This is a genomic window from Burkholderia sp. Tr-862 (genome assembly GCF_011753085.1).
Taxonomy (GTDB): domain Bacteria; phylum Pseudomonadota; class Gammaproteobacteria; order Burkholderiales; family Burkholderiaceae; genus Burkholderia; species Burkholderia ambifaria.
The window spans coordinates 26178-48258 of the sequence record NZ_VWWG01000031.1; the positions used below are offsets into that span (position 1 = coordinate 26178).

20 protein-coding genes are annotated in these 22081 nt (G+C 67.3%); 9 read left to right on the plus strand and 11 right to left on the minus strand.

Annotated elements, in window-relative coordinates; translation table 11 throughout:
* Positions 1-48: 48 nt before the first annotated feature.
* Positions 49-894 (minus strand): phosphoserine phosphatase SerB, encoded by an 846-nt coding sequence (serB, locus tag F3J14_RS12225; protein ID WP_166723204.1) that lies wholly within the window; start codon positions 892-894, stop codon positions 49-51.
* Between the two features lie 189 nt (positions 895-1083).
* Positions 1084-2025 carry a LysR family transcriptional regulator gene (locus F3J14_RS12230; RefSeq protein ID WP_166723205.1) on the minus strand — a complete coding sequence of 314 codons (942 nt, stop codon included), beginning with the start codon at positions 2023-2025 and terminating at the stop codon, positions 1084-1086.
* A 123-nt stretch (positions 2026-2148) separates the two neighbouring features.
* Here F3J14_RS12230 and F3J14_RS12235 point away from each other — a divergent pair, with 123 nt between their 5' ends.
* The 3 genes from F3J14_RS12235 to F3J14_RS12245 all read left to right on the plus strand — a co-directional run bounded on the left by F3J14_RS12235 (position 2149) and on the right by F3J14_RS12245 (position 4558).
* Complete coding sequence (locus F3J14_RS12235; RefSeq protein WP_166723206.1) at positions 2149-3165, plus strand: zinc-binding alcohol dehydrogenase family protein; 1017 nt, start codon at positions 2149-2151, stop codon at positions 3163-3165.
* A gap of 162 nt (positions 3166-3327) precedes the next feature.
* Positions 3328-3879, plus strand: coding sequence for a DUF6013 family protein (locus F3J14_RS12240; protein WP_006754360.1), 552 nt, complete (start codon positions 3328-3330; stop codon positions 3877-3879).
* Between the two features lie 205 nt (positions 3880-4084).
* The gene (locus F3J14_RS12245) at positions 4085-4558 is read left to right on the plus strand and encodes a PliI family lysozyme inhibitor of I-type lysozyme (RefSeq protein WP_166723207.1); all 474 of its coding nucleotides are present in this window, start codon (positions 4085-4087) and stop codon (positions 4556-4558) included.
* Positions 4559-4601: 43 nt separating this feature from the next.
* Here F3J14_RS12245 and fetB read toward each other — a convergent pair whose 3' ends face one another.
* The gene (gene fetB / locus F3J14_RS12250; RefSeq protein ID WP_166723208.1) at positions 4602-5405 is read right to left on the minus strand and encodes an iron export ABC transporter permease subunit FetB; all 804 of its coding nucleotides are present in this window, start codon (positions 5403-5405) and stop codon (positions 4602-4604) included.
* Positions 5402-6103 carry an ATP-binding cassette domain-containing protein gene (locus F3J14_RS12255; protein WP_166723209.1) on the minus strand — a complete coding sequence of 234 codons (702 nt, stop codon included), beginning with the start codon at positions 6101-6103 and terminating at the stop codon, positions 5402-5404. Before F3J14_RS12255 ends, fetB begins: the two co-directional genes overlap by 4 nt.
* A gap of 151 nt (positions 6104-6254) precedes the next feature.
* On the opposite strand from F3J14_RS12255, the gene F3J14_RS12260 reads away from it, so the two are divergent.
* Positions 6255-8555, plus strand: a complete 2301-nt coding sequence (locus F3J14_RS12260) for an AsmA family protein (RefSeq protein WP_166723210.1) — start codon at positions 6255-6257, stop codon at positions 8553-8555.
* Positions 8556-8678: 123 nt separating this feature from the next.
* Here F3J14_RS12260 and F3J14_RS12265 read toward each other — a convergent pair whose 3' ends face one another.
* The gene (locus F3J14_RS12265; RefSeq protein WP_166723211.1) at positions 8679-9131 is read right to left on the minus strand and encodes a lipocalin-like domain-containing protein; all 453 of its coding nucleotides are present in this window, start codon (positions 9129-9131) and stop codon (positions 8679-8681) included.
* A 168-nt stretch (positions 9132-9299) separates the two neighbouring features.
* On the opposite strand from F3J14_RS12265, the gene F3J14_RS12270 reads away from it, so the two are divergent.
* Positions 9300-10892, plus strand: a complete 1593-nt coding sequence (locus F3J14_RS12270; RefSeq protein ID WP_043174488.1) for an ABC-F family ATPase — start codon at positions 9300-9302, stop codon at positions 10890-10892.
* Between the two features lie 228 nt (positions 10893-11120).
* On the opposite strand, the gene F3J14_RS12275 is transcribed toward F3J14_RS12270, so the two are convergent.
* Positions 11121-12167, minus strand: coding sequence for a zinc-dependent alcohol dehydrogenase family protein (locus F3J14_RS12275; RefSeq protein ID WP_166723212.1), 1047 nt, complete (start codon positions 12165-12167; stop codon positions 11121-11123).
* A gap of 133 nt (positions 12168-12300) precedes the next feature.
* Between F3J14_RS12275 and F3J14_RS12280 the strand changes: the two genes are divergently transcribed.
* The gene (locus F3J14_RS12280) at positions 12301-12765 is read left to right on the plus strand and encodes an Lrp/AsnC family transcriptional regulator (RefSeq protein WP_006753484.1); all 465 of its coding nucleotides are present in this window, start codon (positions 12301-12303) and stop codon (positions 12763-12765) included.
* A 34-nt stretch (positions 12766-12799) separates the two neighbouring features.
* Here the strand turns inward: F3J14_RS12280 and F3J14_RS12285 are convergent, their stop codons facing one another.
* Positions 12800-13165 carry a hypothetical protein gene (locus F3J14_RS12285; RefSeq protein ID WP_166723213.1) on the minus strand — a complete coding sequence of 122 codons (366 nt, stop codon included), beginning with the start codon at positions 13163-13165 and terminating at the stop codon, positions 12800-12802.
* A gap of 232 nt (positions 13166-13397) precedes the next feature.
* Here F3J14_RS12285 and F3J14_RS12290 point away from each other — a divergent pair, with 232 nt between their 5' ends.
* The 3 genes from F3J14_RS12290 to F3J14_RS12300 all read left to right on the plus strand — a co-directional run bounded on the left by F3J14_RS12290 (position 13398) and on the right by F3J14_RS12300 (position 16860).
* Positions 13398-14834, plus strand: a complete 1437-nt coding sequence (locus tag F3J14_RS12290) for an aldehyde dehydrogenase family protein (protein ID WP_166723214.1) — start codon at positions 13398-13400, stop codon at positions 14832-14834.
* Positions 14835-14962: 128 nt separating this feature from the next.
* Entirely contained in the window at positions 14963-16153 is a 1191-nt protein-coding gene (locus tag F3J14_RS12295; protein ID WP_166723215.1) for a nitronate monooxygenase family protein, read from the plus strand.
* 65 nt (positions 16154-16218) lie between these two features.
* On the plus strand, positions 16219-16860 hold the full coding sequence (locus F3J14_RS12300) for an OmpW family outer membrane protein (RefSeq protein WP_166723216.1): 642 nt from the start codon (positions 16219-16221) through the stop codon (positions 16858-16860).
* On the opposite strand, the gene F3J14_RS12305 is transcribed toward F3J14_RS12300, so the two are convergent.
* From F3J14_RS12305 to F3J14_RS12320, 4 genes are all read right to left on the minus strand, one after another.
* The gene (locus F3J14_RS12305) at positions 16857-19400 is read right to left on the minus strand and encodes a fimbria/pilus outer membrane usher protein (protein ID WP_247682202.1); all 2544 of its coding nucleotides are present in this window, start codon (positions 19398-19400) and stop codon (positions 16857-16859) included. The two genes, F3J14_RS12300 and F3J14_RS12305, sit on opposite strands and share 4 nt — an antisense overlap.
* A 28-nt stretch (positions 19401-19428) precedes the next feature.
* A complete protein-coding gene (locus tag F3J14_RS12310) occupies positions 19429-20157 on the minus strand; it encodes a fimbria/pilus chaperone family protein (RefSeq protein ID WP_166723217.1) in 729 nt (242 codons plus the stop codon).
* Positions 20158-20271: 114 nt separating this feature from the next.
* The gene (locus F3J14_RS12315; protein WP_166723218.1) at positions 20272-20952 is read right to left on the minus strand and encodes a DUF1120 domain-containing protein; all 681 of its coding nucleotides are present in this window, start codon (positions 20950-20952) and stop codon (positions 20272-20274) included.
* Between the two features lie 577 nt (positions 20953-21529).
* Positions 21530-21733, minus strand: coding sequence for a DUF1289 domain-containing protein (locus F3J14_RS12320; protein ID WP_166723219.1), 204 nt, complete (start codon positions 21731-21733; stop codon positions 21530-21532).
* Positions 21734-22081 lie beyond the last annotated feature (348 nt).

Consider the following 22081-nt stretch of genomic DNA (forward strand, 5'->3'; position numbering starts at 1 on the left):
GCGCGATGCAACATCGCGCCGGCGTTTTTCATGGGCGGCTTGCGCGGCTCAGAACAGCCGCAGCAGCCCGTCGAGGCCGACATGGTCGAATGCGACGGTGGCCGCACCGCGCACGACGGGCTTCGCGTGGAACGCGATCGACAGCCCGGCTTCGGCCATCATCTTCATGTCGTTCGACCCATCGCCCATTGCAATCGCGCGGCTCGGCTCGATGCCGAGCGATGCACAGGTCTCGCGCAGCAGGCGCGCCTTCACGTCCGCGTTGACGATCTCGCCGAGCACCTTGCCGGTCAGCTTGCCGTCGACGATCTCGAGCGTGTTCGCATGCGCGTAGTCGATGCCGAGACGTGCCTTAAGGCGCTCGGTGAAGAACGTGAAGCCGCCCGACACGAGCAGCGTCTTCAGGCCCGCGGCCTTCACGCCGGCGAGCATCGTCTCCGCGCCGGGCGACAACTGCAGCCGCTCCTCGTACACGCGCTCGAGCGCCTGCGCGTCGAGCCCCGCGAGCAGCGCGACGCGGCGCGTGAGGCTTTCGTTGAAGTCGCGGATCTCGCCGCGCATCGCCGCCTCGGTGATCTCCGCGACCTGCGTCTTCAGCCCGCAGAAATCGGCGATCTCGTCGATGCATTCGATCGTGATCAGCGTCGAATCCATGTCCATCACGGCGAGCCCGAAGTCGCCGAGCGTGCGGCCGGCTTCGACGAAGCCGAAGTCGAGCGCATGCGTGCCGCAGTACGCGTCGATGTCGAGACGCTGCGCGGGGTTCGCGTTTTCGATGCGCAGCGCGTGATCGTGGGTCTGCACGATGCGGGCGCCGCGCGACAGCGCGAGCAGCGGTTTGTGATGCGCGTCCGACAGCGGCGCGAGACTCTGGATGACGAGGTTGTGGGTCATGGCGGAATGATTGAAAGCGAATGAAACGCGTGCGCGGCCGGCATGCGACCGCCTGCGAACGCGGGCCCTGTCCGGCGTCGGGCCGCTGCGCCGCGGACGCGCCATTGTAGCCGGTTGGTATCCGCTCGCGGCCGGATCGCCGCGGATGGCCGGCCAGCCCCGCCGCCAGCGCTGCTCACGGGATGGCGTTCAGCGTTCGTCCGCGCGATCCCAGTAAGGCGGATCGCCGAAGTGTTCGGCCAGGAACGCGATGAACGCAAGCGTCTTCAGCGGCACGTGCGCGCGGCTCGGATAGACGGCCCAGATCGCGACGTCGTGCGCGAACGCGTAGTCGTCGAGCACGGTGACGAGCGTGCCGTTCGCGAGCAGCGGGCCGACGTCCCAGGTCGACTTGATCGCGATGCCGAAGCCGTCGACGAGCGCTTCGCGGATCGCCTCGCCGTTGCTCGCGACGAGCCGGCCGCCGACCCGCACGGTGAGCGGACCCTGCGGCGTGACGAACGACCAGTCGCGCTGGTCGCCGAGGATCACGCATTCGTGTTGCGTGAGGTCGGCCGGATGGCGCGGCGTCCCGTGTTCGGCGAGATACGCGGGCGAGCAGCACAGCACGCGCCGGTTCGCGGCGAGCTTGCGCGCGACCAGCGTCGAATCCTTCAGCGCGCCGAGGCGGATCGCGACGTCGTAGCCGTCGTCGACGAGATCGACGATCTCATCGGAGAGCCGCAGGTCCAGCGACACGGACGGGTAGCGGCGCAGGAACGCGGGAATCACGGGCGCGACGTGCTGGCGGCCGAACGACGACGACATCGACACTTTCAGCCGTCCATACGGCTCGCTGCGGCCGTGGCCGACCGACGCCCGCGCGGCGTCGGCGGCCGACAGCAGCGCCTCGGCCCGGGCCATGAAGACTTCGCCGTCCTGCGTGAGGCTGATGCGGCGGGTGGTGCGGTGCAGCAATCGCGCGCCGAGCTGGCGTTCGAGCTGCGCGATGCGCGCGCTTGCGACCGCGGCCGACACGCCGAACTCGCGTCCGGCCGCCGTCACGTTCGCGAGCAGCGCGGCGCGCACGAACAGACCGACGTCGAGCAGGTCGAGCGGCTTATCCGGGGTCGGAATTGGATCGGACCTCATTGTTCTGAAATTCCTGAAAATGTTTCAGGAAATATAGCGGTTTTCTCGAAGGATCGGGCAGCCTACGATGGCATGCATGGGGCTGCGCCGCGGCCCACCCGATTTCCCTGAAGGAGTTTCGTGATGAAAGCCGTTGGATTGACCCGTTACCTGCCGATCGACGACCCGCAGGCGCTGCTCGACGTAGAACTGCCGCAACCGGTGCCGGGCCCGCGCGACCTGCTCGTGAAGGTCGAGGCGATTTCCGTGAACCCGGTCGACACCAAGGTGCGCGCGCCGAAGGCGCAGGTCGAGGCGGTGCCGCGCGTGCTCGGCTGGGATGCGGCCGGCACGGTTGTCGCGGTCGGCGCCGAGGTCACGCTGTTTCGGCCCGGCGACGAGGTGTTCTACGCGGGCAGCATCACGCGCCCCGGCGCGAACAGCGAATTCCACGCGGTCGACGAGCGGATCGCCGCACGCAAACCGCGTACGCTCGATTTCGCGGCGTCGGCCGCATTGCCGCTCACCGCGCTGACCGCGTGGGAGGCGCTGTTCGACCGGCTGCGCGTGTCGCCGCAGGGCGCGGACGCGGGCAAGTCGGTGCTGATCATCGGCGGCGCGGGCGGGGTGGGGTCGATCGCGATCCAGCTTGCGAAGACGCTCGCCAAGCTGCGCGTGATCGCGACCGCGTCGCGTCCGGCGTCGGCCGAATGGGTGCGCTCGCTCGGCGCGGACGACGTGGTCGATCATTTCGGCGACCTGCCCGCGCAGTTGCGTGACATCGGCCATCCGGAGGTCGACTACGTGCTGATCTTCAACGACACGGACCGTCATTTCCCGGCCGCGGCGGAAGTCATCCGGCCGCAGGGCGGCATTTGCACGATCGTCGAGAACGGCAAGCCGGTGCCGGTCGAACTGCTGAAGGCGAAGAGCGCGGCGTTTCACTGGGAATTCATGTTCACGCGCGCGATGTTCGAGACGCCGGACATGATCGAGCAGCACAAGATCCTGAGCGAGGTCGCCCGGCTCGTCGACGGCGGCACGCTGCGCACGACCGTCGGCGAACAGCTCGGCACGATCAACGCGGCGAACGTGCGGCGCGCGCACCAGTTGCTCGAGGCCGGCCGCGCGATCGGCAAGCTGGTGCTGAGCGGCTTCTGAGCCGGCGTCGCGCGTAAGAGGGGCGCTGCGTCGCGAACGCAAGCGGGGTAACACCCGATGCGTTTGCGGCGCATTGCATGCCGCTTGGCGGTAGACTGGCAACGCATCATGCATCGAAAACCGCGCGGCACGCGCGTGCCGCCGCATTACAAGGAGGTCAGCATGAGCCAACGCAGCTTGTCAGTCGCCGCATCGTGGTCGGCCGTGTTCGCGGCGGCGTGCGTCAGCGCGAGCGTATTCGCGGCGCCGCCGGTCAAGGGCAGCCTGAAGGGCGGCGGGACAGGGCAGCTCGAATACACCGTCAAGGTCGACTCGAAGACCTTCGGCAATACGCAGGAGACCCGCAAGATCCGCTCGGGCGAAACGGACGACTTCAACTGGAAGTCGGTGCCGCCGAGTGGCGCGGTCGCGATGCCGGACGGTTGCCCGAACGCCGACAACCTGCCGCGCGACGCGAACGGCGCGATGGTGCGCCAGACCCAGGTGCGGCTCGCGCCGTCGGTCGACGCGAAGGGGATCGCGAACGTGCAGATGAGCTTCCAGGCGGCCGCGCCGAAAGGCACGCGCAACGCGAGCGCGGGCGGCAAGTCGCTGCAATGCCCGGACGTCGTGTCGGTGAGCCAGGTCAAGTGGGTGTCGATTTCGACCAATGGCGGTTCGAAGTCCGTCACGATGAGCGACGGCACCAGGGTGACGGTGTCGATCAAGCGCTGAGTGCTGCGCGCGGGCCGGCGGCGTCCGGTGCGCGCGCAACCAATCGCGGTGCGTTGCAGAGCCGCGCGTGACGGTTTCGTGGCGCGCGGCTTCGGGCTTTTCATCGTGTGAAGTTCGACTTCGTCGAGCCGGGCGTGCGTGACGCCATGCGGGTGTCACGCTATCCTCGCGGCATCCGCCACCTCCTTCCCCGAACGACATTTCCATGAAACATCACATGCGCGCGCTGCTGTCGGCCGCTGCGTTCGTCGCCGCCCATGCGCAGGCGGCCGACGATTGCAGCTTCGTGAAAAAAGTCGAGCTGCCGTCACGACAGCAGACCGCCGTCGTGTCGAGCGGCGTGCTCGAACCGTGCTCGGCGGGCAGCTATGCGGTGCGCGTGTATTCGACCGCGCATACGGCGCCCGGCTTCGATACGGACGACTACGTGACGGGCGTGCTGCATGCGCGTGACGGCAACGTCGCCGATGCGTTCACGGCCGATCTCGGCGCACGTGCGCCGCAGGCGCTCGTCGTCACGACGCGCTCGGCCGGCAGCGGCGGTTATGTCGGTGCGCAGGCCTATGTGACGACGCCGCGGGCGGTGCGGCTCGTCGCGTCGGTCGACGGGCTGGCGCCCGACGCCGACGTGACGGCCGCGTTGCGTCAGGCCCTCGGGAAACGCCGCGCTGCCCGCTGACCGCCCGCCGCGCGAAGGCCGCGTGCGTGGCGGCATTCGCGCGTCACTGCGTGCGCTCCTCGAGCCGCGACGCGAGAAAGCGGTGGTCGGCCGAGAATAGCCGGCGATACGTCATCAGCACCGCGCCGACGGTACCGAGCGCGGACGCCGCGGCGATCAGGAACATGATCACGATCTGGTAGCGCACGGCCTGCAGCGGCGACTGGCCGGCCAGCACCTGGCCCGTCATCATCCCCGGCAGGCTCACGACGCCGACCACGGCCATCTGGTTGAGCGTGGGCAGCATGCCCGCGCGCACGGCCTGGCGCGCGGCGTCCTGCGCGGCTTCCCAGCGCGTTGCGCCGAGCGCGAGTGCGGTCTCGACGCGGTCGCGCCGCGCGGTCAGTTCCTCCATCATCCGTTCGACGCCGAGCGACACGCCCGTCAGCGTATTGCCGAGGATCATCCCGAGGATCGGGATCGCATATTGCGGCGCGTACCACGGATGAATGCGGATCACGACGAACAGGCCGATCGCCGCGACGAACCAGCTGCTGAACCAGATCGATGCGATGCTGTCGACGCGTTGTCCGCGATACGCATGCTTGCCGCGACCGGCGCCCGCCAAGCCGGCGATCAACGTCATCAGCGCGGTGATCGGCAGCACGACGCTCCAGTGCGGGTGGCCGAACACCCAGCCGAGCACGTAGCCGATCGCGAGCAGCTGCACGACGGTGCGCACGGCGGCGAGCGCGAGCTTGCGCCCGAGGCCGAGCGACAGCGCGGCCGAGATCGCGCCGTTGACCGCGACGAGCGCGGCGGCGATGCCGACGTCGACGAGACTCAGGTCCTGCAGTGACGGGCTCATTGCGCCGCCTGCATCGCGCGCGCGGCGTGCAGCACGCCGGCCTGCATCACGAGCCGCGTCGTGCCGATCCGTGCGACCTGCGCCGGATCGTGCGAGATCCACATGTACGCGCGCGCGTCGGATGCCGCGTCGAACCAGGCGCCGACGAGCGCTTCGATCGCGCGCGTCGAGTCGGGATCGAGCGCGGACGTCGGCTCGTCGAGCAGCAGCACGTCGGGATCGAGCTGCAGCACGCGCAGCAGCGCGGCGATCTGCGCTTCGCCGCCCGACAGTTCGCTCGCACGCTTGTCGAGAAAGCCGGCGCCGCGGCCGGCACGCGCCGCGAGCGCTTCGGCGCGCGCACGGTCGAACGTCGCGTCGCGATAGATCGCGAGCGAGTACGGGTAGCGCAATTGCGCTTCGACGGTACCGTCCATCTGCGCGGGCCGCTGGCGCACGTACGCGACACGGCGCCGGTAGCCCGGAATCGCGCCGCGCCGGATGCGCTTGCCGCGCCACAGGATGTGACCGCCGTCGAGCGGATCGAGCAACGCGAGTGCGCGCAGCAGCACGCTCTTGCCGGAACCCGACGCTCCGGTGATAGCAATTCGCGATCCCGCGGCGAGGTTGAAGTCGGTCGGCGTCAGCAATGTCTTGCCGCTGCTGGCGTCGCGGCGCGTGATCTGTTGCGCATCGATGAGACCGGTGGGGGCTGTCATGTCACAAATGAAAAAAAGCGTTAATGGCGCCGAAGCGTTGCCGCAGCGTGCGCCATAATACCGATTGAAAGCCGCCGGTGTCGTGTTCCATTCACTCACGCGAGGGGCCCGACATGGCGCGCAAACTCTGCAGAACAACAACGGAACCGCCATGACGCTAGCCCGAGCCATCGGCAAGTCGGCTGCATGGACCGTCGGTATCGTCGCACTGATCATCGCGGCCACCGGCGTCTTTATTTTCACGTTCGATTGGAACCGCGCGAAACCGTGGGTCAACGAACATGTGAGTACCGCACTTGGCCGTTCGTTTGCGATCAACGGCGATCTCAGGGTCGACTGGCGACGCCCGCAAGGCGAGACCGGCTGGCGCGCCTGGGTGCCCTGGCCGCGTTTCTCCGCCACGCAGCTCGAGATCGGCAACCCGGACTGGGCGAAGGGCCCGAAGTTCGCCACGCTCGACGCCGCCCACTTCGATCTCGCGATTCTCCCGCTCCTCACGCACCAGATCGTCATTCCGTCGATCGACGTCGTCAATCCCGCAGTCGACCTCGAGCGGCTCGCCGATGGGCGCAACACGTGGACCTTCGAGTTCAAGCAATCGGGACAGCCGTCGCGGTGGAACCTGCGGCTCGACAGCTTCGGGTTCGCGAAAGGGACCATCGTCTATCGCGACGCGATCACCAAGGCCGATCTCACGATCGCGGTTGATACGCTCGGCCATCCGATTCCGATCGGCGACGTGCTGAAGGAGCAGGAACAGACGTCGCGCGCGGCGTCGGCACAGCATGTCGGCAAGCAGGGGGCCGCACAAATGGCCGCAAAGGCGAATGCGGAGGCCGCGTCCGCTGCGTCGGGTGCATCCGCTGCGCGGGGCGCGAGCGCGGCGTCGGCGCCCGTGGCCGCGTCGGTGGCGGCGTCCGCTTCCGCAGCCAAGCCGGTCTCGTCAGCATCGACGGCCGTGCCGGCATCCGGCGCGAGCGGTGCATCCGGCGCCGCGGTGCCCGCGAAGCCGTCGGAGCCGACGTATGCGTTCGGCCTCAAGGTCGACGGCCGCTACAAGAACGTGCCGATCAGCGGTACCGGCAAGGTGGGCGGCGTGCTGGCGGTCGAGAACGCGACGCAGCCGTTCCCGCTGCAGGCCGACGTGAAGGCCGGCGATACGCGGCTCGCGCTCGTCGGCACGCTGACCGATCCGAGGCATCTCGCGGCGCTGAACTTGCGGCTGTGGCTGCAGGGCACGTCGATGTCGCACCTCTACCAGCTCACCGGCATCACGCTGCCCGACACGCCGCCGTATGCGACCGAAGGGCGGCTGATCGGCAACTTCAATCCGCCCACGAGCACGTTCCGCTACGAGAACTTCAACGGCCGCGTCGGCGGCAGTGATCTGCACGGCACGCTCACCTGGGCGCAGCGCAAGCCGCGGCCGAAGCTGTCGGGCGAAGTCGTGTCGAACCTGCTGCAGTTCTCCGACCTCGCGCCGGTGATCGGCGCCGACTCGGCCGCGAGCAAGGCGAAGCGCGGCGACACGACGCGCCAGCCGCCGGACCGCGTGCTGCCGGTCGCGGCGTTCCGCACCGAGCGCTGGAGCGCGATCGACGCGGACGTGAAATTCACCGGTCGCAAGCTGATCAAGAGCCCGCAGTTGCCGATCACCAACCTGTACACGCACATCCTGCTGCAGGACGGCGTGCTGACGCTCGAGCCGCTGCAATTCGGCGTCGCCGGCGGCACGCTCGCGACGAATGCGCATCTCGACGGCAGCCGCACGCCGCTCAAGGGCCGCTTCACGCTGAGCGCGCGTCACCTGAAGCTCAAGCAGCTGTTCCCGACGCAGAAGGTGATGCAGACCGCGCTCGGCGAGATCAACGGCGACGCGTCGCTGTCGGCGACCGGCAACTCGCCGGCCGCGCTCGCCGCGACGTCGACCGGCGAAGTGAAGGCGCTCATCACGGACGGCCGCATCAGCCTCCTGCTGATGGAGGCGGCGGGCCTGAACGTCGCGAACGTCGTCTACGAGAAGCTGTTCGGCACCCGCGACGTGAAGATCAATTGCGCGGCGTTCGATTTCGTCGCGAATGACGGCATGCTCGACCCGAAAGTCTTCGCGCTCGATACGGACGACGCGCTGATCAACGTCGACGGCCCGATCAACCTGCGCGACGAATCGGTCGACCTGAAGATCCATCCGCACACGAAGGGTTTCCGGGTCTTCTCGCTGCGCTCGCCGCTGTACGCGAAGGGCACGTTCAAGAACCCGAAGGTCGGCGTCGAGGCGGGCGCGCTCGCGCTGCGCGCCGGCGCGATGGTCGGGCTCGGGCTGATCAACCCGTTCGCGGCGCTGATTCCGCTGATCGCGCCGAGCAATAACCGCGACGTGCCGTGTTCGCAGCTGTTCGGGCAGATGAAGGCCAAGGCGGCGCAGAAAGAAGCGGCGAAAGCCGGCAAGTGACCCGCGACGGCGGTGCGGCATGCGGCACGGCTGCGCGCTGGCCGGCCGCGCTCGTTGCCACGCCGGGCATGGTCGCTCCGTCTGGTCCCGTCACCGTCGCGCCGTGTCTCCAGCAGCCGCTGCTCAGCGGCGGGCGCGCACCCACACGAGTACCGCGTCAACCTGCCGGCCGCTGATGACGACGGGCCCGGCGGTGCCGAGTTGCAGCCGGTCGCCGTCGATACTGACAACGCGCTGCTGGACGTTGCCGATCCAGTTTGGATACAGGCTCACGTCCATTTCATGGGTCAGCGTGCCGTTGTCGTCGACGTTAAAGGGGCCCGAATACGCGATGTAGCCGTGCGCCGCGGCGGCGCGTTCCTCGGCGCTGCCGCCCTGCAGGTCGCCGTCCGCATAAGGGGGCCGGCCGGGCGCCATCAACTGCGCGGACATGTAGCCGTCCGGCGTGTACAGGATCCAGCCGCGCGCGTCGCGGCCGAGCGGGTAGGTGATGGTGCCGCCGTCGCGCGGGCGGATTTCGTAGGAAACGAGGCGCCATGCGCCGACGAGTTGTTCGCGAAGCTGGCTGGTTGGCATGCGGGGTTCCGGTGTGACGGCGAGGGTGCGTCTGCCGTCGTGTTGACGGGGCAGCCCGGCACCGGGCAACGGCCGTATCACGGGGGCCGCAGCGGTGCGGTCGGCAGTTTCTCCGACACCTGCTAAAATACACGGTTTTCCGTCGATTTCTCTCTTACGGGACCTGCCGTGCTTTCTACTGCCAACATCACGATGCAATTCGGGCCGAAGCCCTTGTTCGAGAATATCTCGGTCAAATTCGGCGAGGGCAACCGCTATGGTCTGATCGGCGCGAACGGCTGTGGCAAGTCGACCTTCATGAAGATCCTCGGCGGCGACCTCGAGCCGAGCGGCGGCAACGTCGCGCTGGAGCCGAACGTGCGTCTCGGCAAGCTGCGCCAGGACCAGTTCGCGTATGAAGACGTGCGCGTGCTCGACGTCGTGATGATGGGTCACACCGAGATGTGGGCCGCGATGACCGAGCGCGACGCGATCTACGCGAACCCGGAAGCCACCGACGACGACTACATGCACGCGGCCGAGCTCGAAGGCAAGTTCGCCGAATACGGCGGCTACGACGCCGAGGCGCGCGCGGGCGCGCTGCTGCTCGGCATCGGCATCGAGGAGAAGTTCCACACCGGCACGATGGCCGACGTCGCGCCGGGCTGGAAGCTGCGCGTGCTGCTCGCGCAGGCGCTGTTCTCGAAGCCGGATGTGCTGCTGCTCGACGAGCCGACCAACAACCTCGACATCAACTCGATCCGTTGGCTCGAGCAAACGCTCAACGAGTACAACTCGACGATGATCATCATCTCGCACGATCGTCACTTCCTGAACTCGGTGTGCACGCACATGGCCGACATGGACTTCGGCACGCTGAAGGTCTGGCCGGGCAACTACGACGACTACATGCTCGCATCGGCACAGGCGCGCGAGCGCCAGGCTGCGGCGAACACGCGGGCGAAGGAACGCGTGGCCGAGCTGCAGGACTTCGTGCGCCGCTTCTCGGCGAACAAGTCGAAGGCTCGCCAGGCAACGAGCCGCGCGAAGCAGATCGACAAGATCAAGATCGAGGAATTCAAGCCGTCGTCGCGCCAGAACCCGTTCATCCGCTTCGAGTTCGAGAAGAAGCTGCACAACGTCGCGGTGGTCGCCGAAGACATCACGAAGAAGTACGAGCGCACGATCTTCCAGAACTTCAACCTGTCGGTGCAGCCGGGCGAGCGCATCGCGATCATCGGCGAGAACGGCGCGGGGAAGACGACGCTGCTGCGTTCGCTGCTCGGCGCGCTTCCGCTCGATCACGGGACGGTGAAGTGGTCCGAGAACGCGAATGTCGGCTACATGCCGCAGGATACGTACGAGGAGTTCCCGAACGACATCACGCTGATGGACTGGATCGACCAGTACCGCAAGGACGGCGATGACGAGACGATGGTGCGCGGCACGCTGGGCCGCCTGCTGTTTTCGTCGGACGACATCAAGAAGTCGGTGAAGGTGCTGTCGGGCGGCGAGAAGGGCCGCATGATCTGGGGCAAGCTGATGCTCGGCCGCCACAACGTGCTGCTGATGGACGAGCCGACCAACCACATGGACATGGAGTCGATCGAGTCGCTGCAGATCGCGCTCGAGCAGTTCGAAGGCACGCTGATCTTCGTGTCGCACGACCGCGAGTTCGTGAGCGGGCTGGCGAACCGGATCATCGAAGTGCGCACGGACGGCACACTGTTCGACTTCGGCGGCAATTACGAGGAGTTCCTGACGAGTCAGGGGCAGGAGTAAGTGTTCGGGCGGTCATGCCCGGCCTGATGTACCGGAAGCCCGCCAGGTGGAAGCCTGGCGGGCTTTTTCGTATCGGGGCGGGCGCTCGCGGCGACTGGCGCCGGTTTCGGTCGTGCACGCGCAGCTTGGCGATGTGCTGAAGCAGGCCGGCGGCGGCGACTCGGGCACCAGCGCGCGCGGCGGCAGGAGCCGACTGCCGCCACCGCCCGCGCTATCAGCCCGCCGCCGTCAGCCCGAAAAATCCGTCACGACCGTCACGCCGGCGCCTTCGAACCGGTTCATGTTCATCAGCGCATCAATCGACTGGCCGAGACTGATTTCCTTGCCGATCAACCGGTTCGGCGCGAGCGTGCCGGCGTGCACCATGTCGAGCATCGCGTCGTAACGATGCGCCTGCATCCCGTGGCTGCCGAGAATCTCCAGTTCGTGCGCGATGACCTTGCTCATCGGCACGGCCGGCGTCGCGTGCTCGCCGAGCATCAGCCCGACCTGCACATGCTTGCCGCGGCGGCGCAGATTGCTGATCGAGTTGAAGCAGGTGGTCGGATGGCCGAGCGCATCGAGCGACACGTGTGCGCCGCCGCGCGTGATCTCCTTCACCGCATCGACAACGTCAGCGGCTTGCGACGCATTGACGGTCGCCGCTGCGCCGACCGATCGCGCGAGCGCGAGCGCCTGGTCCGAAATGTCGATCGCCACGACATTCGCCCCGATCGCATTCGCGATCATGATCGCCGACAGACCGACGCCTCCGCAGCCGTGCACGGCGACCCACTGGCCGGCCGACGTGCGCCCCTGGTCGACCACCGCGCGAAATGACGTCACGAAGCGGCATCCGAGGCTCGCCGCGGTCGGGAAATCGAGCGCGTCGGGCAGCCGCACGAGGTTCAGGTCCGCGTGATGGATGCCGACGAACTGGGCGAACGAGCCCCAGTGCGTGAAGCCGGGCTGAAACTGTTGCTCGCATACCTGCTGGTTGCCCGAGTGGCATTCCGGGCAGTGCCCGCAGCCGCCGACGAACGGCACCGTCACGCGGTCGCCAGCCTTCCAGCGCGTGACCGCCGCGCCCGCCGCGACCACGACGCCGGCGAGTTCGTGCCCCGGCACATGCGGCAGCACGATGTCCGGGTCGTGCCCCATCCAGCCGTGCCAGTCGCTGCGGCACACGCCTGTCGCCTTCACTTCGATCACGACGCCGTCGGGTGCCGGCGTCGGATCGTCGACATTCATCAACCGCGGCGCTGCGCCGAACGCTTCATAAACGACTGCTTTCACTATCTCCTCCTGGATCGAATGAGTCTTTCAATATAGCCGGACGAAAGCGGATTTATCTTTCATTTTGCGATTGAGAAACGCGTAGTCTTGAGATAGCCTTGCGAGGATCGGGCGAATGCCGCAAGGAGCTTTCATGGAACAACTGGACAGGATCGATCGCGGCATGCTCGACATGCTCCAGCAGGACGGGCGCGTATCGAATGCGCGGCTCGCCGAAGCGTTCTCGCTGAGCGAGACATCCTGCTGGCGCCGGCTCAGGCGGCTGGAGGAAGCGGGGTTGATCGCGGGCTATCACGCGCGGCTCGACCGTCGAAAGCTCGGGCTCGGCGTGATGGCGTTCGTGCAGATCGTCTGCACGCAGCACAGCGAGGAGGTGACGGCCGAGTTCGAGCGTCTGATCCAGGCGAGCCCCAACGTGCTTGCATGCGACAACACGACAGGCGAAGCGGATTTCCTGCTGCAGGTGGTGGCGGCCGACCTTGACGACTACAGTCATTTCGTCGAAAGGGTGCTGCGCAGATTGCCGGGCGTGCTGAGCATCCGCTCGAACCTGTCGCTGCGGCAGTTGAAGTCGACGCAGCGGCTGCCGATAGCGTGATGGCGCAAGCCGGCGCGCGCGCATGCGTGAGCGGTCAGTCGGCCAGCCGCTTGTCGGCGAGCGCCTTGCAGCAGTCTTCGTAGACCCATTGCACGAGTTTCGCCCGGTAGTCGAGATCGTCGGTATCGACGATTTCCTCGACCGCGTCGCGCGCCCATGACGCTTCAACGAAGCCGGCGTGCCGCTTGGCGATGTCCTGCGCCAGCGCGGCCAGCTTCGCGATCGCGAGCCAGTCGGCCTGCCGGTGATGGCGGTCGAGCCAGCGGTGCGCGGCCTGCACCTGGAAAGACGCGTCCGGCCAGGATTCATTCAGGTAAAACGCGCCGAGATTGCCGCAGGTGAGCCAGCACAGCAGCTCCAGGCGATCTTGCGAACCGAGGGTACGGGATGCGTCGGTCATGGCAGCGCTCGCGAAAGGCATCGATTCCGGGTGGCGCGGCCTGCAACGGCCGGCGCCGATACTAAAAACATAGCACGATGCGGACCACGTCGTGAACCCGCGTGGCGTGGATGCCGCAGCCGCGGGAAGCGGGTGTGCGGCGCACCGTCCGTCCGCGCTTGAGGCCGCTCGACGTCATCGCCGTGCCGCGCCACACTCGTTAGAATGGCCGTTTTCCGGGAGACAGGAAGCGATGAAAATCTACGACCAGTTCTACATCGACGGCGCATGGCGCAAACCGGCCGGAACGGGCACGATCGACGTGATCGACTCGGGTACCGAGGCCGTGATCGGCCGGATTCCCGAAGGCGTCGCGTCGGATGCGCAGGATGCGATCCGCGCGGCGCGCGCGGCATTCGACGCATGGGCCGCGACGCCGGCCGCGACGCGCGCGGGCTACCTGCGCAAGATCGTCGAACGCTTGCAGGCGCGCAGCGAGGAACTCGCGCAGTCGATCACCGGCGAAGTCGGGATGCCGATCAAGCTGTCGCGGGCGATCCAGGTCGGCGGCCCGATCTACAACTGGAAGGCGTACGCGAAGCTCGCCGAATCGTTCGAATTCGAGGCGACGGTCGGCAACTCGCTGGTCGTGCGCGAGCCGGTCGGCGTCGTCGCGGCGATCACGCCGTGGAACTATCCGCTCAACCAGGTCACGCTGAAGGTCGCACCGGCACTCGCGGCCGGCTGCACGGTCGTCCTGAAGCCGTCTGAAGTCGCGCCGCTCAATGCGTTCATGCTCGCCGAAGCGATTCACGAAGCGGGCCTGCCGCCGGGCGTGTTCAACCTCGTGTGCGGTTATGGCCCGGTCGTCGGGGAGGTGCTGGCGACCGATCCGGACGTCGACATGGTCTCATTCACCGGTTCGACGCGTGCCGGCAAGCGCGTGGCCGAACTCGCGGCCGCGGGCGTGAAGCGCGTCGCGCTCGAGCTGGGCGGCAAGTCGGCGTCGGTGATCCTCGACGATGCCGATTTTGCGACGGCGGTGAAGGGCACGGTCAACGCGTGCTATCTGAACGCAGGCCAGACCTGTTCGGCGCACACGCGGATGCTGGTGCCGGAGGCGCGCTACGACGAGGCGCGCGAGATCGCGAAGAAGGCGGCCGAAGCGTATGTCGCGGGCGATCCGCGTCAGGAAGCGACGCGTCTCGGCGCGCTCGCGTCGGCCGCTCAGCAGCAGCGCGTGCAAGCGTATATCCAGCGCGGGATCGACGATGGCGCGGAACTCGTGACGGGCGGCACGGGCCTGCCGGAAGGGCTCGCGAAGGGCTTCTTCGTGAAGCCGACGGTGTTCGGCCGCGTCGATCCGAAATCGACGATCGCGCAGGAGGAGATCTTCGGGCCGGTGCTGTCGATCATCACGTATCGCGACGAAGACGAAGCGGTGCGCATCGCGAACGATTCGCCGTACGGACTCGGCGGCGCGGTGTGGGCGGGCAGCGACGAACGCGCGATGCGCGTCGCGCGCCGCATCCGCACGGGTCAGGTCGACATCAACGGCGGCATGTGGAACGGCGCCGCGCCGTTCGGCGGCTACAAGCAGTCGGGACACGGCCGCGAGAACGGCGTGTACGGGCTCGAAGAGTATCTCGAGTACAAGTCGATGCAGCTCAAGCCGGCGAATCCGGCCTGAGCGTTTTACCCCGCATGACCCGAAACGGCACGCTCGCGTGCCGTTTTTTATTGACGGCCGTCAAGGTGCGCGCCGGTGGATCGTCGATCATCGCGTTTCCGATTTTCGTTTGTCTCGACGAGGTTCAGATGACCGCACGCACTTCCTTCCCGCCGCTCAAGATTCGCGGCCGCACGTTGCTGCCCGTGGTGCAGGGCGGCATGGGCGTCGGCGTTTCCGCGCACCGCCTCGCCGGCAGCGTCGCGCGCGAAGGCGCGCTCGGCACGATCGCCAGCATCGACCTGCGTCACCACCATGCGGACCTGCTCGCGCGCTGCCGCGCGAATCCCGATCGCCCGACGCTCGAAGCCGCGAACCTCGACGCGCTCGCGCGCGAGATTCGCCTCGCGAAAACCTTCAGCGAAGGGCGCGGGATGATCGCGGTCAATGTGATGAAGGCGGTGAGCGCGCATGCGGACTACGTGCGCGTCGCGTGCGACGAGGGCGCGGACGCGATCGTGATGGGCGCCGGCCTGCCGCTCGATCTGCCCGACCTCACGCAGGGTCACGACATCGCGCTGATCCCGATCCTGTCGGACAGCCGCGGCATCGCGCTGGTGCTGAAGAAGTGGATGAAGAAGGGGCGGCTGCCCGATGCGATCGTGATCGAGCATCCTGCGCATGCGGGCGGCCATCTCGGCGTCACGCAGATCGACGACATGCACGATGCGCGCTTCGATTTCGCGCGCGTGCTCGACGAGACCGTGCAGGTGATGGCGTCGCTCGGCCTCGCGCGCGACACGATCCCGCTGATCGTCGCGGGCGGGATCAACAGTCACGACACGGTGCGCGCGGCGCTCGCGGCCGGCGCGAACGGCGTGCAGGTGGGCACACCATTCGCGGTGACGGAGGAGGGCGATGCGCATCCGAACTTCAAGCGCGTGCTGGCCGATGCGCTGCCCGATGACATCGTCGAATTCGTCAGCGTGACGGGGCTGCCGGCGCGCGCGGTGAAGACACCCTGGCTCGATCGCTACCTGCGCAACGAAACGCGCATTCGCGACAAGCTCGGCGCGTTCCGGCAGCGCTGCCCGACCGCGCTCGAATGCCTGAGCGTCTGCGGGCTGCGCGACGGCATCGAGAAGTTCGGCCATTTCTGCATCGACACGCGGCTCGCGGCCGCGCTGCGCGGCGACATCGCGAACGGCCTGTTCTTCCGCGGCCGTGAAGCGCTGCCGTTCGGCAACGCGATCCGCAGCGTACGCGATCTGCTCGATCTGCTGCTGACGGGCCGCGCGGCGGAGCCTGCGACAAACCGTCCGATGTTTACGCTGGCTTGACGGATATCAAGACGGCTCAAAGACCCTACAGGGAGAATGGAATGCATTCTTCGAGGGTCAGCACCATGCATAAAACGATTCGAACTTGTGTCACCGCTGCCGCGATCGCGGCGAGTCTCGCCGCGCTGCCTTCGCTGTCGCACGCGGCTTCGTCGGGTGACGGCATCAACCAGGGTGACGTACTGGTCCGGCTGCGCGCGATCAGCATCCAGCCGAACGAGCGCGCGAGCGACACGCTGGGCGCGATCAACACCGGCGTGAACAACGCGATCGTGCCGGAGCTCGACTTCACGTACATGATCCGCGACTACCTGGGCGTGGAACTGATCCTGGGCACGTCGCGGCACCAGATGACGTCGAGCCTCGGCAATCTCGGCGGCGTGGGCGTGCTGCCGCCGACGCTGCTGCTGCAGTACCACTTCAACCATGCCGGCAAGGTGCGCCCATACGTCGGCGCGGGCCTGAACTACACGTACTTCTACAACAACGGGCTCAATGTCGGCGGCGAGGGCGTGTCGATCAACAAGAGCAGCTTCGGTCCGGCGCTGCAGTTCGGCGTCGACGTGCAGGTCACGAAGAAGGTGTTCATGAACGTCGACGTGAAGAAGATCTGGATGAGCACCGATGCGACGCTCGGCGACAAGGGCATCGGCACACTGCACATCGATCCGCTGATCGTCGGCGTGGGCGTCGGGATGAAATTCTAGGCGCGCGCGGAAAAGAACAGAGTTGGGGTTGGCGGCATGGCAGTCGGCATGCCGCTCTTTTTTTGTGCGGCTTGCGCGACGGACGCGGGCAACGACTCGCACCGCGCGTCGGCCCGCTCGTAATAGCGCGTCGTCGCAGGCGGCGTGGCCGGCAACGCGATCGCCAGGCGGCAGTACGTGCCGTTCGGCAAGGCGACGCGCAGCGGCGTCGTCAGTTGGGCGCCCGTGAGCAGCAACCTGCCTTCGCTTCCGGCGACGGTCACGAACCGGTCGTCGTCGTCGGTGACGGTCGACAGCACCGGCAGCGGCGCACCGTCCGCCAGCGTGACGGTCAGCAGCACGCGCCGCGTTTGCTCGACGGCAAATTCGACACGGCTGACCGAGCCGCGGCCGGCTTCGACGGTCTGTATGCCGTTCTTCAGGTCGAGATTGCGCGGCAGGCTCTTCGTGTTGATCCGCACGAGCGTTCGCGCGTACGCGGGCAGCGATGCGATGACGGCGCGGCCGTGGCGATCGGTCCAGACTGGGCCCGACGGCGTGACGAGTTCGATGCCGGCGCGATCGCCGACGCGGGCGAGTGCGAGCGTGTCGCGGATTTCGTACGGCGACAGCATGCCGACGCCATCGAGCAGCGCGACCGCACCGCGCAGATTGACACCGAGCGTGGCGCGATCGGCGCCGTAGAGGCCCGCGTTGACGATCGCGCGTACATGCTTCGGTGTGGCGCTGACCGTCGCGCGGATCGACGGAGACCGGATCGCGGTGTCGTAGTCGGCCGCGACGCTGTAACTGCCGGTCCGGCCGAACGTGTCGGAATAGCGGGCGCCCGAACGCACCGCGTCGCCGGTGACGTTCGCAAAGGCGCTGACGCTGCGCGTGCCGATCGGCACGGTCGCGCTCACATAAACCTGGGTGCCGACGGCGCCGCGGGTGCCGAACGTCCGGCTCACGTTCAACGCGAGCGAGCCCCGCCCGAACGGGCGCGTCCATGCGCCGGCGATGCGCCGCATCGCGGGGCCGTCGAACACCGCGACCCGCGTGTAGTCGAACGACAGCATGCCGAGCGTGCGATTGCTCCAGCCGAGCGCCGCCGCGAACTGGGTGCGCGCCGGCGGCGTGAATGCGTCGATCGACCGCACCGCATCGGTCAGTTCACGGTATCCGGACGTGCGGCGGACGAACGACACATCGGCGCGCAATGGCGTGTCGCCGTTGCTCGACAGCGCGAGACGCGTCTGGGCGCCGTGGCGACCGGCGGCGCGGGTGACGTCGACGCCGACGGCCGCGGCGACGCCGGCAAGCGGTGCGAATTCGACGCTCGCGGCGCCCGACTGCAACGGCGACGACATGAGGATGCCGGCGTTGAGCCGCGCGCGTTGTCGGATCTGCCAGCCGCGCGTGGCGGTCGCGAGCCACGGGGCTTGTGCGTATCCGTCGTTCCGCAGGCGGCCGACCGCGATCGCCAGCCCTTGCGCGGCGGCGAGCCCGGCACCGGGCAGTGACGAACCCGGCACGATGAAATGCTGCACGTCGCCCGTGGCCTCGACGACGGTCACGTCGAGATCCGCGCTGCCGCTGACGAGCGGCAGGTCGGTCAGCGTGAACGGCCCCGGCGGCAACTGCGACGCATGGATCAGTACGCCGAGCTGGCGCACCTCGACGCGCGCCTGCGTGCGGGCGATCCCCGTCACGCGTGCGGCCGCGCCGGGCGTGACGGCGAGTGCTTCGTCCGGAAACATCTGCACACCGAACGTCCGGCCGATCGCGAACAGCGTCGAGCGCGGGACGATCTGCCCGGCCTGCAGCGTCGTGCCGCGCGATGCGAACGTGCGCTGGGCGTAGGCCGCCTGATGATCGACGCCGGCATGGCCATCCACGACCGTGGCGATCTGGCTGCTGCGCACGATCCAGTCCGCCGCGTTGAAGCCGGCTTCGGTCGTGGCTTGCCAGTATTGCGACGTGCCGGCCGGGTTGCGCGTCGTCATCGCGAGCAGGTCGTAGTTGACGAGCCCGGCGAAGCCGCCGTGCTCGAACATATCGGGCGTGCGCCGGCCCGTGTCGAGCGCGTCGGGCGGCACGACCAAGTCGACGGCGCCGTCGGCCGGGCGCAGCGTGACGATCGCCTGCGGATAGGCGCGCCGGTAGTCGTAGCATGGCGGCGTGTCGGCGCTGGCGCTCCGCGCGGTCGCCGCGGCCGCATCCCGGAGCGCGGCGGGCACGACGAGGCCGGCTGCGCGCAGCAGGCCGGGCGTCGCGCACAGGTTGCCGTTGTCGTCGAATCGCGCATCGGCACGGCCGGCGCGCTTGCCGTTGACCGTCAGCCGAACGGAAGCCGTGCCGGGCATGAAGCGCGGCGCGTGCGCGAAATAGCGGCTCGCCGTGGCGTCGATCCCGTGCTCGCGCAGCGCGCCGGTGTCGAACTCGACCGTGTCGGGCGCGGTGTGGCCCGGACTGGTGGCGGCGGCGCACGGCATGCAGCTCGCGATGGCGGACAGCCCGAGCGCGAAGAGCCCGCGCGGGCCATGAATGGCACCTGACATGGCAGATCCGGAATCGAAGACGCGGTGCTTACCGTTGCGTGACCGCAGCGGGGGCAAGCGCTGCGTCGTAGTGATCGACCGAGTAGCCGTAGACGGTGGCGGGGAAGAGGCGCACGCGTTCCGGCGTCGCGGCCTCGTGGGCCAGTGCGATCCGGCGGGTCTGTCCGGCCAGCACGTAGGGGGCCGGCAGCGACACGATCTGTCCCGACGGCAGCAACTGCACCTTCTGTTCGAGACGCACCACATAGCGGCTGTCGTTGCGCACGATCAGCTTGCCATCCTCGATCGACCACTTCAGCAGTTCCCATGGCCTGTCGTTGCGCGCGAGGTCTTGCGGCTGGATCAGCACCGGCAGGTTCTGGCGAATGATCGTCTGGATCTCGTTTTTGTTCTGGCGTTTCGGCGGAATGCCGGAGAACGATACGCGGGCGAGGCGTTGCGTGACGAGCGGCTCGTTGCCGGCGAGAACGAACCGGACGAGCTGCACCGCACCGCCTTCGACACGCGCGATCGGGGGCGTCACGATGAGGCGCTCGGCCTTGTCCTCGGGAATGGGCTCGACCGTCGTATGCAGGAGCGTCGGGTGGGTGTCGGTGTTCCTGACCGAGATCGTTCCTTCGCCGTCGGCTTCGTCGACGATCACCACGGACGTCTCGGGCACGACGCCCATCGCGTGTACGACGCCCGAACCGATCAGGCAACCGAGGAGCGGGGCGAGCAACGACGCCCGCAAGGTATGGCGTGCAGGGAATTTCATGGCGGTGGCAGGCTAGGCGGTAATCGTGCTGCGCACCGCCGCTTCGGCGAAGCGGCGGTGCGGTCGACGCCTGTCAGGCAATCGACGCGATCGGAGGAAAGACGCGTACCGGAATTACAGGTACACGAGCGACACGGTGGCGAGGCCGTCGAGATTGATTTCCTGGCTCAGGTCGAGATTCGACGTCCTGTCGATCGCGGCCTGCACGTCGAGCGTGCCGGTGAAGACCTTCGCCGCGACCGGGACGGTCTGGCCTTTCTTCGCCCACGACTCGTAGCCGCCGGTGTTGTTGACGATCCCGTTGGACGTCACCCAGGTGGCGCCGCTGGTGTTCGAATAAATCGAATCGACCGCTGCACCATCCGCCTGGAACGTGTTCGTTCTGAATCGGAATGCAAAGGCGCCGATATTCTTGCCGCCGGCCGAGCCGAGTCCGAATTGCGTGGCAATCGAATTGGACGAGCCGAAGAAATTGACATTACCGGTAAATGCGCCGGTGCCGGCGCGATTGTCCTGCGCGGTCAGTGCGACGCGGGCGGCTGCATCACAGGTGATCGTGATCGAATCCGACAGGACCGGGAGCAGCGTGGGCGTGGTCGCACTGAGTTCGGCCGAGCCGATCAGTCCGTAATCGAACGTGCCGCCGCCGGCGAGCGTCGGCGTGCAGGCGCCGGGCTTGATCTTCCCGGTGACCTTGACGTCGAACGAGTCGGCGAACGCCGATGCGCTCCCCAGGGCGAGCAGACCTGCCATCACGAGGTGCGACGCTTGGTTCGTCATCTTAACGAATTTCATATGAGCGGATTCCTTTAACTAGCCGGAGTTCCGAATTCAATTCGGTGATCCGGTTTTTTTCGATTGGTGGAAGATAAATCGCTCACCATAATTTCCGGAGAGCGGATGGAATTTATCAATTAGATTTACGAATTGAAATCGTACTTGTACAGATTTTTACGGCTATTTCCGTGGAATTTATGGCATTTAATCGAGAAAATAATCCGATTTATTGATGGAAGCTGGTGTTTTGATCGTTACGAATGTCAGATGTAATATTTTTCAGCTTCGATAAGGATCGAGCGGTATGGATTCGATCTGAGCGGACAATATCGAAGAACGGGCGCGCGGGCATGCCGGTTGGCGACGGAAGATCGTGACGAAGGACGCGCGGCGTCATTGCGCCCAGGGCGCATGTCGGCAGCGGGAAGTCGGAACGGAAACGGGGTGCGTCGCGTCGATTGCGACGGAGCGAGTGCGGTGGTGAGGCGGGGGGAGTGAGGTGGGGCCGGGTCAGGCCCGCCAGCGGGCAGCCCGTGATCGGGCCCGCGGCGCCCGGGCGGGCGCATCGCGTCGGCATGCGCCGACGCGGGAAGGCTTACAGCTTGTCGTACTGGAAGCGCATCGCAGTGCCTTCGCGCTTGATGCGCTCCCACACGGCCAGCTTTTCGTCGTCGCTCAGGAACACCCAGTTCGATACTTCGGCGGCCGTGCGACCGCAGCCCTTGCAGACTTCGTCGAAGAGGGTCGAGCAGACGCCGATGCAGGGGCTGTCAGGCAGGTCGTGGAGATTGGAGGCCATCGGGAGGTTTTGCGCCGTGAAATCGTCAGGGCGTCATTTTAATGCATGGCGGCCGGGCGGCCGGCCGGATGCCGGATCGCCGCCGGTGCGCACGCGGTTTCGCCGCCGCTTTCTTTTCTTGATGGACAGGCGTCGATTAACCGATAGAATTCCCCCGGAACGCCCCGCTGTGCGGGCCGCCCGGGCGGCTTGCGGCGGGAATCTGTTCCGTTTGCGCGACACGGGCATGATTTTTTTGTGACGGCGCGCGAATGGTGGTAGCGTTCGGGGTTTTCGAGGGGCGGCGTGCCAGAATGCGCCGCCATGACGAGGCAGACGGCAGCCGGACACGCGGTCCGGCCGGAGGGA

What these genes read in the sequence shown, in the direction of transcription:
- serB (WP_166723204.1), bottom strand. Translation starts at nt 894, where the DNA reads ATGACCCACAACCTCGTCATCCAGAGTCTCGCGCCGCTGTCGGACGCG.
- F3J14_RS12230 (WP_166723205.1), bottom strand. Translation starts at nt 2,025, where the DNA reads ATGAGGTCCGATCCAATTCCGACCCCGGATAAGCCGCTCGACCTGCTC.
- F3J14_RS12235 (WP_166723206.1), top strand. Translation starts at nt 2,149, where the DNA reads ATGAAAGCCGTTGGATTGACCCGTTACCTGCCGATCGACGACCCGCAG.
- F3J14_RS12240 (WP_006754360.1), top strand. Translation starts at nt 3,328, where the DNA reads ATGAGCCAACGCAGCTTGTCAGTCGCCGCATCGTGGTCGGCCGTGTTC.
- F3J14_RS12245 (WP_166723207.1), top strand. Translation starts at nt 4,085, where the DNA reads ATGAAACATCACATGCGCGCGCTGCTGTCGGCCGCTGCGTTCGTCGCC.
- fetB (WP_166723208.1), bottom strand. Translation starts at nt 5,405, where the DNA reads ATGAGCCCGTCACTGCAGGACCTGAGTCTCGTCGACGTCGGCATCGCC.
- F3J14_RS12255 (WP_166723209.1), bottom strand. Translation starts at nt 6,103, where the DNA reads ATGACAGCCCCCACCGGTCTCATCGATGCGCAACAGATCACGCGCCGC.
- F3J14_RS12260 (WP_166723210.1), top strand. Translation starts at nt 6,255, where the DNA reads ATGACGCTAGCCCGAGCCATCGGCAAGTCGGCTGCATGGACCGTCGGT.
- F3J14_RS12265 (WP_166723211.1), bottom strand. Translation starts at nt 9,131, where the DNA reads ATGCCAACCAGCCAGCTTCGCGAACAACTCGTCGGCGCATGGCGCCTC.
- F3J14_RS12280 (WP_006753484.1), top strand. Translation starts at nt 12,301, where the DNA reads ATGGAACAACTGGACAGGATCGATCGCGGCATGCTCGACATGCTCCAG.
- F3J14_RS12285 (WP_166723213.1), bottom strand. Translation starts at nt 13,165, where the DNA reads ATGACCGACGCATCCCGTACCCTCGGTTCGCAAGATCGCCTGGAGCTG.
- F3J14_RS12290 (WP_166723214.1), top strand. Translation starts at nt 13,398, where the DNA reads ATGAAAATCTACGACCAGTTCTACATCGACGGCGCATGGCGCAAACCG.
- F3J14_RS12295 (WP_166723215.1), top strand. Translation starts at nt 14,963, where the DNA reads ATGACCGCACGCACTTCCTTCCCGCCGCTCAAGATTCGCGGCCGCACG.
- F3J14_RS12300 (WP_166723216.1), top strand. Translation starts at nt 16,219, where the DNA reads ATGCATAAAACGATTCGAACTTGTGTCACCGCTGCCGCGATCGCGGCG.
- F3J14_RS12305 (WP_247682202.1), bottom strand. Translation starts at nt 19,400, where the DNA reads ATGTCAGGTGCCATTCATGGCCCGCGCGGGCTCTTCGCGCTCGGGCTG.
- F3J14_RS12310 (WP_166723217.1), bottom strand. Translation starts at nt 20,157, where the DNA reads ATGAAATTCCCTGCACGCCATACCTTGCGGGCGTCGTTGCTCGCCCCG.
- F3J14_RS12315 (WP_166723218.1), bottom strand. Translation starts at nt 20,952, where the DNA reads ATGAAATTCGTTAAGATGACGAACCAAGCGTCGCACCTCGTGATGGCA.
- F3J14_RS12320 (WP_166723219.1), bottom strand. Translation starts at nt 21,733, where the DNA reads ATGGCCTCCAATCTCCACGACCTGCCTGACAGCCCCTGCATCGGCGTC.